Source organism: Franconibacter helveticus LMG 23732, assembly GCF_000463115.2.
Lineage (GTDB): Bacteria > Pseudomonadota > Gammaproteobacteria > Enterobacterales > Enterobacteriaceae > Franconibacter > Franconibacter helveticus.
This window is the reverse complement of sequence record NZ_AWFX01000003.1, coordinates 23,080-39,407: the sequence shown is the minus strand read 5'-3', so window position 1 is coordinate 39,407 and position 16,328 is coordinate 23,080. Positions and strand designations below refer to the sequence as shown.

15 protein-coding genes are annotated in these 16,328 nt (G+C 57.1%); 5 read left to right on the top strand and 10 right to left on the bottom strand.

Going from position 1 to position 16,328, the window contains the following annotated elements; genetic code table 11:
* The first annotated feature begins 224 nt into the window (after positions 1–224).
* Positions 225–488 (top strand): peroxide/acid stress response protein YhcN, encoded by a 264-nt coding sequence (gene yhcN, locus DW56_RS00210; protein ID WP_024552572.1) that lies wholly within the window; start codon positions 225–227, stop codon positions 486–488.
* 117 nt (positions 489–605) lie between these two features.
* Entirely contained in the window at positions 606–872 is a 267-nt protein-coding gene (yhcN, locus tag DW56_RS00205; RefSeq protein WP_024552573.1) for a peroxide/acid stress response protein YhcN, read from the top strand.
* 62 nt (positions 873–934) lie between these two features.
* Here the strand turns inward: yhcN (DW56_RS00205) and DW56_RS00200 are convergent, their stop codons facing one another.
* The 5 genes from DW56_RS00200 to aaeX form a co-directional block, all read right to left on the bottom strand.
* Entirely contained in the window at positions 935–1,213 is a 279-nt protein-coding gene (locus DW56_RS00200; RefSeq protein ID WP_024552574.1) for a barstar family protein, read from the bottom strand.
* A 43-nt stretch (positions 1,214–1,256) separates the two neighbouring features.
* Positions 1,257–2,711: an NAD-dependent succinate-semialdehyde dehydrogenase gene (locus DW56_RS00195; RefSeq protein ID WP_024552575.1), complete on the bottom strand. Its 1,455-nt coding sequence runs from the start codon at positions 2,709–2,711 to the stop codon at positions 1,257–1,259.
* 111 nt (positions 2,712–2,822) lie between these two features.
* Complete coding sequence (gene aaeB / locus DW56_RS00190; protein WP_024552576.1) at positions 2,823–4,790, bottom strand: p-hydroxybenzoic acid efflux pump subunit AaeB; 1,968 nt, start codon at positions 4,788–4,790, stop codon at positions 2,823–2,825.
* A gap of 5 nt (positions 4,791–4,795) precedes the next feature.
* Positions 4,796–5,728, bottom strand: a complete 933-nt coding sequence (gene aaeA, locus DW56_RS00185; protein WP_024552577.1) for a p-hydroxybenzoic acid efflux pump subunit AaeA — start codon at positions 5,726–5,728, stop codon at positions 4,796–4,798.
* Between the two features lie 7 nt (positions 5,729–5,735).
* Positions 5,736–5,939 (bottom strand): p-hydroxybenzoic acid efflux pump operon protein AaeX, encoded by a 204-nt coding sequence (gene aaeX / locus DW56_RS00180; RefSeq protein ID WP_024552578.1) that lies wholly within the window; start codon positions 5,937–5,939, stop codon positions 5,736–5,738.
* A gap of 173 nt (positions 5,940–6,112) precedes the next feature.
* Here aaeX and aaeR point away from each other — a divergent pair, with 173 nt between their 5' ends.
* Complete coding sequence (gene aaeR, locus DW56_RS00175) at positions 6,113–7,063, top strand: HTH-type transcriptional activator AaeR (RefSeq protein WP_024552579.1); 951 nt, start codon at positions 6,113–6,115, stop codon at positions 7,061–7,063.
* A gap of 10 nt (positions 7,064–7,073) precedes the next feature.
* Here the strand turns inward: aaeR and DW56_RS00170 are convergent, their stop codons facing one another.
* Genes DW56_RS00170 through DW56_RS00155 form a run of 4 tightly spaced genes read right to left on the bottom strand, consistent with a single transcriptional unit; the run spans position 7,074 to position 11,382 of the window.
* The gene (locus DW56_RS00170) at positions 7,074–8,261 is read right to left on the bottom strand and encodes a glycerate kinase (protein WP_024552580.1); all 1,188 of its coding nucleotides are present in this window, start codon (positions 8,259–8,261) and stop codon (positions 7,074–7,076) included.
* A 60-nt stretch (positions 8,262–8,321) separates the two neighbouring features.
* Positions 8,322–9,212, bottom strand: coding sequence for a 2-hydroxy-3-oxopropionate reductase (garR, locus tag DW56_RS00165; protein WP_024552581.1), 891 nt, complete (start codon positions 9,210–9,212; stop codon positions 8,322–8,324).
* Positions 9,213–9,241: 29 nt separating this feature from the next.
* Complete coding sequence (gene garL / locus DW56_RS00160; RefSeq protein ID WP_029589705.1) at positions 9,242–10,009, bottom strand: 2-dehydro-3-deoxyglucarate aldolase; 768 nt, start codon at positions 10,007–10,009, stop codon at positions 9,242–9,244.
* 38 nt (positions 10,010–10,047) lie between these two features.
* On the bottom strand, positions 10,048–11,382 hold the full coding sequence (locus DW56_RS00155; protein WP_024552583.1) for an MFS transporter: 1,335 nt from the start codon (positions 11,380–11,382) through the stop codon (positions 10,048–10,050).
* 389 nt (positions 11,383–11,771) lie between these two features.
* On the opposite strand from DW56_RS00155, the gene garD reads away from it, so the two are divergent.
* Together garD and DW56_RS00145 are read left to right on the top strand one after the other, a co-directional pair.
* Complete coding sequence (garD, locus tag DW56_RS00150) at positions 11,772–13,343, top strand: galactarate dehydratase (RefSeq protein ID WP_029589704.1); 1,572 nt, start codon at positions 11,772–11,774, stop codon at positions 13,341–13,343.
* Between the two features lie 205 nt (positions 13,344–13,548).
* On the top strand, positions 13,549–14,721 hold the full coding sequence (locus DW56_RS00145; protein ID WP_024555074.1) for a CdaR family transcriptional regulator: 1,173 nt from the start codon (positions 13,549–13,551) through the stop codon (positions 14,719–14,721).
* Between the two features lie 99 nt (positions 14,722–14,820).
* Here DW56_RS00145 and tldD read toward each other — a convergent pair whose 3' ends face one another.
* Complete coding sequence (gene tldD, locus DW56_RS00140; protein WP_024555073.1) at positions 14,821–16,266, bottom strand: metalloprotease TldD; 1,446 nt, start codon at positions 16,264–16,266, stop codon at positions 14,821–14,823.
* Positions 16,267–16,328: the final 62 nt, after the last annotated feature.

The window sequence follows — 16,328 nt, the reverse complement described above, 5'->3', positions numbered from 1 at the left end:
AAATTACAGCAACCTGTTGATTAATAAGTATTTAAAACCAAAAATGATCGAAAAACAAGCATTTTTATAACGATCGGTAATAAATAACCATCACTGCAAGCTCAAAGTTTCATAGGAAACCATTAGCTTGTTATTAATTTTTTGGGTGACTAGTGTATACTTGTTTTTGTGATGAGGGTCACGGAACAGTGACCAGTGATAATAAATACGACGAGGTAAACAATATGAACATTAAATCTACTGTAGCAGCCGCAACTGTTCTTTCCATGCTTTCTTTCGGTGCATTTGCAGCATCTTCTATCAGTGCCGATCAGGCGCAAAACCGTCAGGCTATTGGTACGGTAACCGTTGATGCCGTCGGCGGCGTTCCGATGGATATGCACGATATGCTCGACCAGAAAGCCCAGGAAAAAGGCGCATCTGCTTATCGCATTATCGAAGCGCGTACCGGCGACCACTGGCACGCTACCGCTGAGCTCTACAAATAAGCAAAGCGTTATAAATAAACGTTCTGAATAACAATAAACCGCACGCAACGGCCCTAAGCAGAAAAATAGCGTTTCACCCCTTCCGGCCGTTGAGTGTTTTGACGAGGATTTAAGACAATGAAAACCCAATTTACCATCGCCGCGCTGAGCCTTGCTTCTCTGATCTCTTTTGGCGCCAGCGCCGCAGTACAACAAGTTAATGCCGAACAGGCGCAGAACCTTCAACCGATGGGCAGCGTATCTGTTACTCAGGTAACGGGCGCGCCGATGGACATTCGCCAGCAGCTGGCTGAAAAAGCAGAAAAACAAGGCGCCAATAGCTACCGTATCACTGAACTGACTCAGGGCGACCACTGGCACGCCACTGCTGAACTCTACAAGTAAACCCTCGTCGTCTTGTCCGACGACTTGCCCCTGTTTTCGCAGGGGCCTTTTTAAGCCCTGCCTTATGTTGAATGACGAATATTGAAGCGGAGCTGACCTTCCAGCTCCTCTTCTGCTTCGTCAAACAGCAAAATCAGCGCGCCGTAGCGCCGACGCTGTTCTTCCCCCAGATGCACAAACTCTATCTCCAGCGGCAGCGGCAGCCCCCCTTGCGTTACCTTCTCCCATAGCGCATCCAGATCGCTCACCTGATTTTTGGCAAGGCCAAAGGCCCGGCAAAACTCCCGGTAAAAATCTGCCTGCTCGGTAATCTCATCGAAATCGAAGGTATAAATTTTCATGCTGCGTCACCGGCATCAGGGCGACCCATGGCCGCCCGCAGTTTCAGAGCCCGCCAAGGTGCAGGGTTTTCACTTCCATAAACTCTTCCAGTCCAAGCACTGAGCCTTCACGGCCCAGGCCCGACTCTTTCACGCCGCCAAACGGCCCAAGCTCAGTGGATACCGCACATTCATTAATGCCTATCATGCCGCTTTCGATTTGCTGAGAAACGCGGAAAACGCGCTGAAGGTTTTGCGTGTAAAAATAGGCGGCAAGGCCGTACGGCGTGTTATTGGCGCGAGCGATAACCTCTTCTTCCGTTTTAAAACGGAAGCAAGCCGCCAGCGGGCCAAAGGTCTCTTCCTGAGAAAGCTTCATCTCTTCGTTTGCGTCAATCAGGACAGTGGGCTGCCAGAAGTTGCCGCCAAGCTCGTGCGGTTTGCCGCCCGCCAGCACTTTTGCCCCTTTCGCGACGGCGTCTTCAACGTGCTCGCGCACTTTATCCACGGCGGATTGCTCAATCAGCGGGCCGACCACCACGCCTTCTTCCATGCCGTTACCGACCTTCAGCGCCTTCACCGCTTCCGCCAGCTGGTTGACGAAGCGGTCATAAACGCCATCCTGAATAAAGAAGCGGTTTACGCTCACGCACACCTGGCCTGCGTTGCGAAATTTGTTGGCGATGGCGCCCTGAACTGCCGCGTCGATATCGGCATCGTCAAACACGATATAAGGCGCATTGCCGCCAAGCTCCATCGACACCTTCTTCATGGTTTCCGCCGCGTTACGCATCAGCGTTTTGCCTACGGCCGTGGAGCCGGTAAACGAAATCTTGCGCACTTGCGGGCTTGCCATGATGGCGTCGCTGATTTCCGCCGTATTGCCCGCTACGGCGTTTAGCACGCCGTCCGGCACGCCTGCCTGCTTAGCCAGCGCCAGCAGCGCGAAGGCGGAAAGCGGCGTGTTGTTGGCAGGCTTAATCACCCCGGTACAGCCTGCGGCAAGCGCCGGGCCAAGCTTGCGGGTAAGCATCGCCATCGGGAAGTTCCAGGGCGTGATAGCCGCCACCACGCCTACCGGCTCGCGGGTGGCCAGAATACGTGAGCCGGGCTTAACCGGGGGGATAATTTCGCCATTCGCACGTTTAGCCTGTTCGGCAAACCACTGGATAAAGCTTGCGGCGTATTCCACTTCCCCTTCCGCTTCTTTGCGCGGTTTGCCCTGCTCGCTCGTCATCAGTTCGCCCAGCCAGCTTTTATTTTCAATAATCAGCTGATACCAGCGATAAAGAATTTCTGAACGCGCTTTCGCGGTTTTCGCCCGCCATGCCGGGAAAGCGCGGCTTGCCGCCGCGATCGCCGCTTCGGTCTCTTTTTTGCCCGCTTTGGCGACTTTCGCCACCACGTCGCCCGTTGCCGGATTCAGCACGTCGAAGGTGGTCGCTGTAGTGTGCCAGGTGCCGTCCACCAGATAGCCTGTCTGAAAAAGCGCGTTATCCGCCAGCTTTTGCATCGTCATTTTCTCCTCCTGACCATATGTCCTGTCGCTTGCCTGACTTTATCTTGCGTAAGTATAGCTACAAAAAAACCGACGCTTTGGGCGTCGGTCTGGTTGAGAAAAAGCGCGAAATCAGCGGTCCGTCAGTGCGTGCTGGTATTTATGCAGCATCGCCGTCAGCCGTTTCACCGGCTCTGTCACCTGCTGCGGCGCGTCCCAGGCATGCAGCTTCTGCTGATAGATATCTAACTCATCGAGCAGTTGCTTAAAGGTCTGGCGACGCTTGTCGATGCTTCTTGCGGCAATCACCCGGTCAGCGGTATGACGCAGCTGGCGGTGGAAAGCAGAGAGATCCGCATTTACCGGAATGGGCGCATCGCGCAGGCGCTGGTGAGCGATAATCAGGTTCAGCGCCAGGCGAAACTTCGCCACGTCCCCCGGAAACTTGTTCAGCAACAGGAAAAGCTGCTGATAGAGCGCCGGTAAATGGTTTTCACGGCGGCGCGCTTTGTTCGTGGTGAGCGACGACACCGCCGCCGAAACAAACTGGTTAAGCAGCGTACGGCCGGTTTGCGCCTGCGAATTATCGCGGATCACCAGAATGACCATCATCGCCAGCATACAGCCCACCAGTTGCCCCAGCGCGCTGTCGAGAAACTGGCTGAAATGAAAGGTCATCGGGTTATCCAGCACAATGATGTTGATTGTCCCCGCCAGCGCGCCCATCGATCCGAGCCGCCGCTTTTGCACCTCAATGCCGATGAAAAAGCCGAGCAGCGCAAGGCTTATGCAGAGCAGCAGCATGCTCTGCTGCGTGTTGGGGATAATCACCAGAAAATAGAGCGCCCCCAGAGGCAACGCCGCCAGCATGCCGTAAACGAAATCGAGCGCGACCATTCGCGGGTTAGGCAGACGCATCGCCAGCGCGGTTACCACGGCAATCATCACCATCGCGCCGCTGCCGGAGGTCCAGCCGGTCCACAGCCAGAACAGCGTGCCGAGAATACAGGAGACCGTCGTGCGCCAGAAGTTAATCATGGCGTGATGCCGCTCCGCCGATACCGGCTTCACCACGGCTTCGCCGTTCAGGATTTCTTCTTCCACAACGCTGATTTTCGCGTTAGTGATAACGCCACGCTTGAGCAGCAGGTAGCGCGTTGCGGCGCCGATCCAGCTGTAAAGGGTCACAGGCGTGTCGTGTTCGCCAGTCCAGGCCATGACGCGGCGCATAAACTTCAGGCGCTTGTGCACATCCGCCGCCGTCTCCACCGGTTCGGCAAACAGCTCGCGGAACTCAGGGGCGATGGCTTCCGGGCGGCTGTTCTGAATCATCCAGGTTTCACAGGCCTGGGTTATCATCGTCAGCGATACCGTGTTAAGCGCCTTCAGGCGACGGTTGGCCCGCACCCAGCGCGACGACTCAATATTCAGGTTCGTGCGCATCCCTTCCAGCGCAGTGGTGCGGCGTACCAGCGCGCCCCAGGCTTTATCCAGCTCTTCGCTGTCGCCGTGGTTAATGCATAGCTGCATTAGCTGAAACTGCGCGACCAGCAGGCTGTCCAGCTCGCGGTCAATTTCGCGCTTGATGGAGCGCGGAGAAAAGAGCAGGTCGGCGACAATCGCGCAAAAAATGCCTATCACAATCTCGCTGCATCGCTCCACCGCGAACTGCGGGGTGGAGAGCGGCGCGGTCTGAATAGTGATAACGATAATCAGCGCGGTATAGCCCGCCAGACCCCAGGCATAGGAGTTCTCGACCTTTACAAGCGAGGAGATCCAGGTGCAAAAGCCAGCCCAGATGCAGCAGACCAGCAGCATAACTACCGGCGCGCGGATCATAGAGATGATAATCACCAGCGCGGCGATACAGCCGATAAAGGTGCCGACGATACGCAGCATGCCGCGATAGCGGATAGCGCCAGACCAGGGCTCGCCGCCTGCGGCGAAAGCCGGCCCCGCCGCGACGATAGCGGCGGTCAGCACCGCCCAGCGCGGCGTTTCCAGCTGAAAATGAAAGCCGACAAACAGCGCCAGCACGATTGCGGTGGCGAGCTTGATGGCAAAGCGCAGATGCTGCGGCGCGATAGAAAGAATGCCCATAGCGGTTAACCGAATTCGCGCAGTCGATGCATCAGTTTATTAAAAGGCGTCTCCTGGCTGCGGTCCCGGTCTTTCTCGCCGGTGATCACGACAGTCGCCGTGGTGCCTGCCGGGAACAGGTTGCCGGTTTGTTTATCCAGCCGAATACGTACCGGCACGCGCTGCGCCAGGCGCACCCACTCAAGGTTTGAATCCACCGTCGCCATGCCTTTATCGTCACGCGTGCTGCTTGAATTGGTCACGCCTGCCGCGACGCTGTCAACGGTGCCGTGCAGCACGGCATTACTGCCAAGCGGCGTAATTTCGGCGCGATAGCCCGGGCGCACCCCTTCCAGCTTGGTCTCTTCCATATAGGCCAGCACGTAGAAGGTATTCTGTTTTACCAGCGCGACGGCCGTTGAACCGCGGGTAATAAACTCGCCCGCATACACATTCAGGTTAGTCACCCAGCCGTCGTCCGGGGCGCGGACAACGGTGCGTTCCAGATCGAGCTTCGCGAGATCGCGCGTTGCCTGCGCTTTCGCCAGCTGATGCAGCACGGTTTGCAATACGTTGTTAGACTGATCAATCTCTTCGCGCGACATCGCCTGAATGCCAAGACGGTTGCGGCGGCCCGCTTCGCGGCGCTTCTCGCCCGCCAGCGCGTTGTAATAGGCCACGTCCGCTTCCGCTTCTTCCAGCGCTTTCTGGTAGCGAGGCTGGTCAATGGTAAACAGCACCTGGCCTTTTTTTACCAGCTGGTTGTCCTGGACGTTAACGGCGGTAACCAGCCCGGCGACGTCGGGCGCGATGGCTACCACGTCGGCGCTGAAGCGGGCGTCGCGCGTCCATGGGGATTCGGTGTAATAAACCCAGGCGCGAAAAATAGCGATGAAGGCCAGAATGACCAGCGCAAGGGTGATCGCAGTACGGGAGAGTGTTCTTGTTAGCGTTTTCACATCAACCTCAGACAAACAGACGCGATATTAAATAAAACAGGCAGCAATAAAGCGCCGTATTAAAAAGTGCCGGATGCCAGACAAAATCATAAATCCCCGTAGGGACCAGCAGGCGGCGCACCAGCCAGAAAATCGCCAGTGATAAGAGCAGTTCGATGAAGATCGGCGGAAACGACAGGCCGAAAACCACGATAACGGGAAATAGACTCATGATGACTCTGATTACTATGCAGGCGACGATTATTAACGATAGACCGCAACCGGGTGGCCTGGATGGCCGGAAGAGAGCGCGGCGTTGGTTATCTTAGTAATAATATATTAACGTAACTGATAATAAGTTATCTATGATATGTGATCTAAATCACTTTTAAGCCAGAGTGAATAATGGAACGACTAAAACGCATGTCGGTGTTCGCCAGGGTTGTGGAACTTGGCTCTTTCACCAGCGCAGCGCGACAGCTTCAGATGAGCGTCTCTTCTATCAGCCAGACCGTGTCAAAACTTGAGGATGAATTGCAGGTTAAGTTGCTCAACCGCAGCACCCGCAGCATCGGGCTGACCGAAGCGGGACGTATTTACTATCAGGGCTGTCGGCGCATGCTGCATGAAGTGCGCGAGGTGCACGAGCAGCTTTATGCGTTTAACAATACGCCCATCGGCACGCTGCGCATCGGCAGCTCTTCCACCATGGCGCAGAACGTGCTGGCGGCCATGACGGCGGATATGCTGCGCGAATATCCAGGGCTGACGGTAAACCTGGTGACCGGCATTCCGGCACCGGACTTGATTGCCGACGGTCTGGACCTGGTGATTCGCGTTGGCGCGTTGCAGGATTCCAGCCTTTTTTCACGCCGTCTTGGCTCAATGCCGATGGTGGTTTGCGCCGCCAGGAGCTATCTGGCGCTGAACGGCGCGCCGGAAAAACCCTCGGATCTCGCCAGCCACTCCTGGCTAGAATACAGCGTAAGGCCCGATAACGAGTTTGAACTGGTGGCGCCGGAGGGGATTTCAACGCGCCTGATCCCGCAGGGGCGGTTCGTCACCAACGATCCGATGACGCTCTCGCGCTGGGTGAAAGCTGGCGCAGGCATCGCCTACGTGCCGCTGATGTGGGTGATCGATGAGATCAACAGCGGCGAGCTTGAGATCTTACTGCCGCGCTACCAGTCTGACCCGCGGCCGGTTTATGCGCTTTATACCGAGAAAGACAAAATGCCGCTGAAGGTGCAGGTGTGTATTAACTATCTCACCGACTACTTTGTGAAAGTGGCGCAGGTGTACCAGGCGATGCGGGGGACCGGCAACGGCGCACAAACGCCATTGCCGCCAGCCTGAACCGCGCCGCTTAAACGACGCCGGTCTCGCTCTCTTTTACCGGCTGGCTCTGTTTTCCCGTCACGCTCATACCCACTTGCAGCGTGGCGGCGATATTGCGCGCCGAACGGTAAACGTTGTCTTGCGCGTCGCGCAGCGCCTCTTCCAGCGTACCGATGCTGTTAAGCACGCTGAATACCGCGTCCAGGCCGTGCTGATGGACTACCGCCACATCCGGGGTTAGCGAACCGGCGATGCCGATAACCGGCTTATGGTGCTTCTTCGCCACGCGCGCCACGCCCACAGGCACTTTGCCATGAATGCTCTGGCTATCAATGCGCCCTTCTCCCGTCACCACCAGCGTGCAGTTATGGATATGGTTTTCCAGATGCAGCGCCTCGGTTACCAGCTCAATGCCGCTTCGCAACTCTGCGTTCAGAAACGCTATCAGCGCCGCCCCCATGCCGCCCGCCGCGCCTGCGCCTGGGATGGTCTCTACCTCTCTTTGCAGCTCACGATGAATAACCCGGGCGTAATGCGCCAGGTAACTATCCAGGTCGCGCACCATCTGCGGGTCCGCCCCTTTCTGCGGCCCAAAGATAAAAGAGGCGCCCTGCTCGCCGGTGAGCGGGTTGGTTACGTCGCACGCGACTTTGATATCGCACTCCCGCAGCCGGCTGTCGAGCGCAGAAAGATCGATGCGGGCAAGCTTCGCAAGCGCCGCGCCGCCGGGACCTATCTCCTGCCCGGACGCCTCGCAGAGTTTTGCGCCGAGCGCCTGCACCATGCCGGCCCCGCCGTCATTGGTGGCGCTGCCGCCGATGCCGATAAGCATGTGCCGTACGCCGCGATCCAGCGCGGCAAGGATCAGCTCGCCAGTGCCGCGCGACGTGGTCAGCAGCGGGTTACGCTGAGCAGGCGGCACCAGCGCCAGACCGCTCGCCTCCGCCATTTCGATAAACGCGGTCTTGCCGTCGCCCGAAATCCCCCATCTGGCCTCGACCGGCTGGCCGAGCGGCCCGGTCACGCGCGTGGTGATAGTCGTGCCCTGGGTCGCGCTGACCATCGCCTCCACCGTTCCCTCGCCGCCATCCGCAAGCGGCACGCGAACGTAGTCGGCATGGGGGAATATTTCGCGAAAACCTTTTTCAATCGCCTGCGCCACGTCGGCGGCGGAGAGGCTTTCCTTCCAGGAATCGGGTGCAATGACTATTTTCATAAGTAATCCAGACCGGGGAGATAACCGGGCGCCAGCGGCGCCCTTGCCGTTATTTCATCGCTATTTAGCGACTTCGACTTTCGCCAGTTTTTCGTAATAGCAGGCCAGCGCGCTGTGGTCGGCGGTGCCCATGCCATCAGCCTTCAGCGCCTGCATCATTTCCATTACCGCGGCCGTCAGCGGCAGCTGCGCGCCCACGCCGTGCGAGGTATCCAGCGCGTTCGCCAGGTCTTTAATATGCAGGTCGATGCGAAAACCCGGTTTGAAGTTGCGATCCATCACCATTGGCGCTTTGGCGTCGAGAACGGTGCTGCCGGCAAGGCCGCCGCGGATAGCCTGGTAAACCAGATCCGGGTTAACGCCCGCTTTCGTCGCCAGCACCAGCGCTTCCGACATCGCCGCAATATTCAGCGCCACGATCACCTGGTTTGCCAGCTTGGTGACATTGCCTGCGCCAATGTCGCCGGTATGCACCACGGAACCCGCCATCGCTTTCATCAGGTCATAGTATTTATCGAACAGCGCTTTATCGCCGCCCACCATCACCGACAGCGTGCCGTCGATGGCTTTCGGCTCGCCGCCGCTTACGGGTGCATCCAGCATGCCCACGCCTTTCGCCTGTAGCGCCTCGCTGATCTCGCGGCTTGCCAGCGGCGCGATAGAGCTCATGTCGATAAGCGTCAGGCCTGCGTGCGCGCCTTCGATAAGGCCGTTCTCGCCCAGCGCGACTTCTTTAACGTGTGGGGAGTTCGGCAGCATGGTGATAACGACGTCGCACTGCCCGGCAATTTCTTTTGGGGTCGCAGCCGTTTCCGCGCCAGCGCCAATAACCTCGGCAATCGCATCGGCGTTGCGGTCGGCGACTACCAGCGAATAGCCCGCTTTGATGAGGTTCTTGCTCATCGGCTTACCCATGATGCCAAGGCCAATAAACCCTACTTTCATCGTCATAGCTCGTCTCTCTCTCGTTAATTAGCGAATTACTTTTTAAAGGTGTCGCAAAGCTTTTGCGTGGCGGCGCGGAACACGCCAAGGTCGCTGCCGACGGCGACAAAGGTCGCGCCCCACTCAAGGTAACGCTTAGCGTCGGCTTCCACCGGCGCCAGAATGCCCGCCGGTTTGCCGTGCGCTTTGGCGCGGGCGAAGATGTGCTGAATGCAGCGCTGCACTTCCGGGTGCGAAGCGTTGCCAAGATGGCCCAGCGCCGCTGCCAGATCGCTTGGGCCGACAAAAATCCCGTCCACGCCGTCGGTGGCGGCGATAGCGTCGACATTGTCCACGCCCTGCTGGCTCTCTATTTGCACAATAATGGTGATGTTCTTATTAGAGGCGGCGAAGTAGTCCGGCACGGTGCCGAACATATTGGCGCGGTGGGAGACAGAAACGCCGCGAATGCCTTCCGGCGGGTAGCGGGTGGAGGCAACGGCCAGCACCGCTTCTTCTTCAGACTCGACAAACGGAATGAGGAAGTTATAGAAACCGATATCCAGCAAACGCTTAATGATCACCGGCTCGTTGGTCGGCACCCGCACCACTGGCGCGCTGTGGCTGCCCTTAAGCGCCATCAGCTGAGGGATAAACGTAGTGACATCGTTAGGCGCGTGTTCGCCGTCCAGCACAATCCAGTCGAAGCCCGCAAGGCCCAGCATCTCGGTGCTGATGGGGTTCGCTAACGCCGACCAGCAACCGATCTGCGTCTGGTGAGCCGCCAGCGCGGCCTTGAATTTATTTGGGAAAATATCGTTCATTGTTCAACCTTAATGAGTTCAGACCCTGACTGTATGGCTTACTTCGCCAGTTCCATACGCTTGATATCGCCGACGATCACCAGATAACACACCATCGCCATCAGCGCGGAGCAGCCGACAAAAATCAGCGCGGCATTGAAGGAGTGTAATTCGCTGACCAGATAACCGATGACCAGCGGCGTCACAATAGAAGCGACGTTGCCGAAGACGTTAAACACCCCGCCGCACAGACCCACAATTTCCTTCGGCGCGGTGTCGGAAATCACCGGCCAGCCGAGCGCGCCGAAACCTTTGCCAAAGAACGCCAGCGCCATCAGCGAAACAACCAGCACGGTACTGTCGGTGTAGTTGCACAGAATAATGGTGGAGGCGAGCAGCATGCCGAGCACGATAGGCAACTTACGCGCAAAGGTAAGCGATGCGCCCCGCTTCACCAGGTAATCCGAGAACACGCCGCCCAGCACGCCGCCTGCAAAGCCGCACAGCGCCGGAATCGAAGCCACCAGCCCTACTTTGAGGATCGACATGCCTTTTTCCTGCACCAGGTAAATAGGGAACCAGGTGAGGAAGAACCAGGTGATGGTGTTAATAAAGTACTGACCGAAAAAAACGCCGAGCATCATGCGGTTGGTGAGAAGCTGTTTGATGTAGTGCAGCTTTGGCCCGCTCTGCTGGCTGTCCGCTTTTTTGTGGTCCATATCCACTACGGCGCCGTTGCTGCTGATGTAATCCAGCTCTTCTTTTGACATGCGCGGATGGTCGCCCGGGTTATGAATAAACTTTACCCATACCAGCGTCAGCACAAAGCCGATGGCGCCCATGACGGTAAAGACATGCTCCCAGCCCCACGCGAAGGTGAGCCAGCCAAGCAGCGGCGAGAAAATAGCGAGCGAAAAGTACTGGGCGGCGTTAAACAGCGCGGAAGCGGTGCCGCGCTCTTTCGTCGGAAACCAGGCCGCGACGATACGGGCATTTGCGGGGAATGAAGGCGCTTCAGAAAAACCCAGCATAAAGCGCATAAAGAACATCGAGATGCCTGCCCAGGCAAGCGGCAGCATGTCGACAAAACCTTGCGTGAAGGTAAACAGCGACCAGAAAAACAGGCTCCAGGTATACACTTTTTTCGAGCCGTACCGGTCAAGTAACCAGCCGCCCGGAATTTGCATCAGTAAATAGGCCCAGCCGAATGCCGAGAATATATATCCCATGGAAACCGCATCAAGCTGTAGCTCTTTAGCAACTTCCGTACCGGCAATAGATAATGTAGCGCGGTCGGCATAATTAATAGCGGTAACAATAAATATGGTTAGCAATATATAAAATCGGGTAGGGACTCTTTTGCTGGATACAGCCACTTCTGATTGCACAGACATTTTATTTCCCCATGTATGAGTACAGCCTGAAAGTAAATCTGGTAGCGGTAGATATTCGTTGTGATAAAGCAATAACCGGGCCTTCACAGGTTTTGCTCTTTTTTATGCAGCTCAGTATAGACGCCGCTCCCGGCGCTAATCATTAGAAGGTCACACAATTTAACCGACTTTATAGGCCATTTTTTTGTCTGTCTGCACAAGGTCAGCCGCTTTCTTCCACAAAAACCGCAAAGAGTCGCCGCGCGTTGGGCATAGCGACCAGTTTCAGTGATCGGCGTCACATTCGAAATAAGGTAATCCTGACACTATTAATCTTAAGCGGGCCTTTATACGTATTGTTCATTTTATTTAAGCAACGCCTTACCGTAATCTTCGGAGAATACTGGACAATGACTGATATAAAAATTAAAAACCTTGAGACGGGCAATTTTTATATAAAAGTCGATGACAAAGATAATGTAGCAATTATTGTCAACGATAATGGGCTCAAGGCGGGCACGCGTTTTCCGGATGGGCTTGAGTTGATCGAGCATATCCCGCAGGGGCATAAAGTGGCGCTGACAGATATCCCTGCCCACGGCGAAATTGTTCGCTATGGCGAAATTATCGGTTATGCCGTACGGGCTATTCCCCGCGGCAGCTGGATTGACGAATCACTGGTCGAACTGCCGAAAGCACCGCCGCTTAACACGCTGCCGCTGGCGACCCGCGTGCCGGAGCCGCTGCCGCCGCTGGAAGGCTATACCTTTGAAGGCTACCGCAACGCCGATGGCAGCGTAGGCACCAAAAACCTGCTCGGCATTACCACCAGCGTGCACTGCGTGGCGGGCGTGGTGGATTATGTGATTAAGCTTATCGAGCGCGATCTGCTGCCTCTTTACCCCAACGTCGACGGCGTAGTCGGGCTTAACCACCTTTATGGCTGCGGCGTGGCCATTAATGCGCCTGCCGCCGTGATCCCCATCCGCACCATTCATAACATCGCGCTGAACCCTAACTTTGGCGGCGAAGTGATGGTGATTGGCCTCGGCTGCGAAAAACTGCAACCGGAAAGATTGTTGCAGGGCACAGAAGACGTGGCGGCGATTGCCGTCGATTCCGCAAGCATTGTGCGATTGCAGGATGAGCAGCATGTCGGCTTCCGCTCGATGGTGGACGATATTCTGCGCGTGGCCAGCCAGCACCTGGCGAAACTTAATCAGCGCAAGCGTGAAACCTGCCCGGCCTCGGAACTGGTGGTCGGCATGCAGTGCGGCGGCAGCGACGCTTTTTCCGGCGTGACCGCTAACCCGGCGGTGGGCTACGCGTCTGACCTGCTGGTGCGCTGCGGCGCAACGGTGATGTTTTCTGAAGTCACCGAAGTGCGTGACGCCATCCATCTGCTGACGCCGCGCGCGATCAACGAAGAGGTAGGCAAACGGCTGCTGGAAGAGATGGCCTGGTACGACAACTATCTCGACATGGGGCAAACCGATCGCAGCGCCAACCCGTCGCCCGGCAATAAAAAAGGCGGGCTGGCGAACGTGGTGGAAAAAGCGCTCGGCTCTATCGCTAAATCAGGAAAAAGCGCCATTGTCGAAGTGCTCTCGCCGGGCCAGCGCCCGACCAAACGCGGGCTGATTTACGCCGCCACGCCCGCCAGCGACTTCGTCTGCGGCACGCAGCAGGTCGCCTCCGGCATTACGCTCCAGGTCTTTACCACCGGGCGCGGCACGCCGTACGGCCTGATGGCGGTGCCGGTGATTAAAATGGCGACGCGCACGGAACTTGCCAATCGCTGGTTCGATTTAATGGACATTAACGCCGGCACTATCGCCACCGGCGAGGAAACTATCGTGCAGGTCGGCTGGAAGCTGTTCCACTTTATGCTCGACGTGGCGAGCGGGCGACGCAAAACCTTTTCCGACCAGTGGGGGCTGCACAACCAGCTTGCGGTCTTTAACCCGGCGCCGGTGACCTGATACACCGCGCTGTGCTTCAGCCGGATGTGCTTTTTTGACATCCGGCTTTTTGTCTGCCCGGGCGGCTCGCGGCAAAGCCGCAAAACGTGACGTTCTCCGAAGAGTTCGCTTTTAGTTACCCGCACTGGGCAGTTGCACAATGCCGTACGACATTTTCACAGTTATGCTCATTAAGATTATGTAACCATTCTGTACAGGAAATGTTATGGACGATTACCATCTCGACGCCCGTCTTGCGCAAAACATCGTTGACCGCACGATGAAAATCATCGACTGCAATATCAACGTGATGGATGGTAAAGGCCGCATTATTGGCAGCGGCGATCCGGAACGTATTGGCGAATTGCACGAAGGGGCGTTGCTCGCCATCTCCCAGCGAAGGATTGTGGATATCGACGACGCGGTCACGCGTCATCTTCAGGGCGTCAAGCCGGGCATCAACCTGCCCCTGCACCTTAACCGCAATATCGTCGGCGTGATAGGCCTGACCGGCGACCCGGGCCAGTTGCGCCAGTACGGCGAGCTGGTCTGCATGACGGCGGAAATGATGCTTGAGCAGGCGCAGCTTATGCACATGATGGCGCGGGACGTACGCCTGCGCGAAGAACTGGTGCTGAACCTAATCCGCTCGGAACAGACATCGCCGATGCTGGGCGAATGGGCGCACCGCCTGGGCATCGATCTCAGCCAGCCGCGCGTGGCGCTGGTGGTGGAAATAGACAGCGGTCAGCTTGGGGTCGACACGGCGATGACGGAGCTGCAACAGCTTCAGACGCTGTTGACCTCGGCGGAAAAGTCGCCGCTTATCGCGATTGTTTCGATGACGCAAATCGTGCTGCTGAAGCCTGCGCTTAATGCGCGCGGCATGTGGGCGCCTGACGAACAGCGGCAGTATATGCATGCGTTAATGGAGCAGATAAGCAGCCGAAGCCGCCTGAAAATCCGTCTCGCCATGGGTAACTATTTTCCTGACGCAGGCGGCATCGCCCGCTCTTACCGTACCGCCTCCACCACCATGGCCGTAGGCAAAAACAACCAGCCGCAAAAGCGCGTCTATTTTTATAAAGATCTGATTTTGCCGCTGCTGCTGGACAGCATTAAAGAGGACTGGCAGGCAAAGGAATTGACGCGACCGGTGGCTCGCTTAAAGCAGATGGACAGCAACGGCTTGCTGCTTCGCACGCTGAAAGGCTGGTATGCCAATAACCTTCAGGCGAGCCTCGCGGCGAAGGCGTTGTTTATTCACCGCAATACGCTGGAATACCGGATGAAGCGGATCTCGGAAATAACCGGCCTGAACCTGGACAGCTTTGACGATCGCATTTTGCTTTATATTGCGCTGCAACTGGATAACGAGAGTTTGTCCATCACGGAATAGCGAGCTACCAGGCCTGTAAAGCAGGTTTACTGGTCGCTGATTAAAAAAAGGGGATACGTTAAAACGTATCCCCTTGTTATTGAGCCCTGCGCGCGTGGTTTACGCTGTGCCGCCTACCGTCAGTTTATCCACTTTCAGCGTCGGCTGACCCACGCCTACCGGCAGGCTCTGCCCCTCTTTGCCGCAGACGCCCACGCCGTTATCCAGCGCCAGATCGTTGCCGACCATGGAGATCTGCTGCATCGCCTCGATGCCGGAGCCAATCAGGGTCGCGCCTTTCACCGGCTTCGTCACTTTCCCTTTTTCAATCAGATAAGCTTCTGACGTCGAGAAAACGAACTTGCCGGAGGTGATATCTACCTGGCCGCCGCCGAAGTTTGGCGCGAAAATGCCATACTCGACCGATTCAATAATCTCCTGCGGCGTGGATTTGCCTGCCAGCATATAGGTGTTGGTCATACGCGGCATCGGCAGATGCGCGTAAGACTCGCGACGGCCGTTGCCGGTTGGCGCCACGCCCATCAGGCGCGCGTTGAGCTTGTCCTGCATGTAACCTTTCAGCACGCCGTTTTCAATCAGCACGTTGTACTGGCCGGGCACGCCTTCATCATCAACCGAAAGCGAGCCGCGACGGTTCATCATGGTGCCGTCGTCCACTACGGTACAGAGTTCGGAAGCCACCAGTTGGCCCATCTGTCCACTGAAGACAGAGGTGCCGCGACGGTTGAAGTCGCCTTCCAGACCATGGCCCACCGCTTCATGCAGCAGTACGCCAGGCCAGCCTGCGCCTAATACCACCGGCAGAGTGCCAGCCGGCGCCGCAACGGCGGAAAGGTTAACCAGCGCCATGCGCACCGCCTCTTTCGCCCACGCATCGGCGCGCACGTCGCCATCTTCTTCTTCAAGGAACCAGTCGTAACCGAAACGGCCGCCGCCGCCGCTGGAGCCGCGCTCGCGCTTGCCGCTCTCCTCCACCAGCACGCTAACCGATAAGCGCACCAGCGGGCGAACGTCTGCCGCCAGCGTACCGTCGGTCGCCGCCACCAGGATAAGCTCATAGACGCCGGTGAGGCTGGCGGTCACTTCCTGGACGCGGGTATCGGCGGCGCGAGCCGCCTTGTCTACACGCTTGAGGATCTCAAGCTTCTCTTCCCGGCTCATGCTTTGCAGCGGGTCGTGCGAGGTATAGAGCGATTTATGTTCTACCGCGCCCAGGGTATGCGAACGCCCTTCGCCCATTTCGCGCACAATGCTGCGCGCCGCGCCTGCGCTTTGCTCCAGCGCCAGGCGGCTTATCTGGTCAGCATAGGCGAAACCGGTTTTCTCGCCGCTGATCGCCCGCACGCCGACGCCCTGGTCGATATTCCACGAGCCGTCTTTAATGATGCGGTCTTCTAAAACCCAGGATTCATGGTAGCTGGACTGAAAATAGAGGTCGCCGTAATCGAGACGACGTTCAGACAGCTGGCCAAGGATGGAAAACAGATCCTGATGATTCAGGCCATTCGCAGACAGCAGTTGCTCAGTTACCAGGTTCAGACTCATCGTTTCGCTACTCTTCTGACTTACGCCCTGACGGGCGAGGACAATGGTGATATCTATCGAGC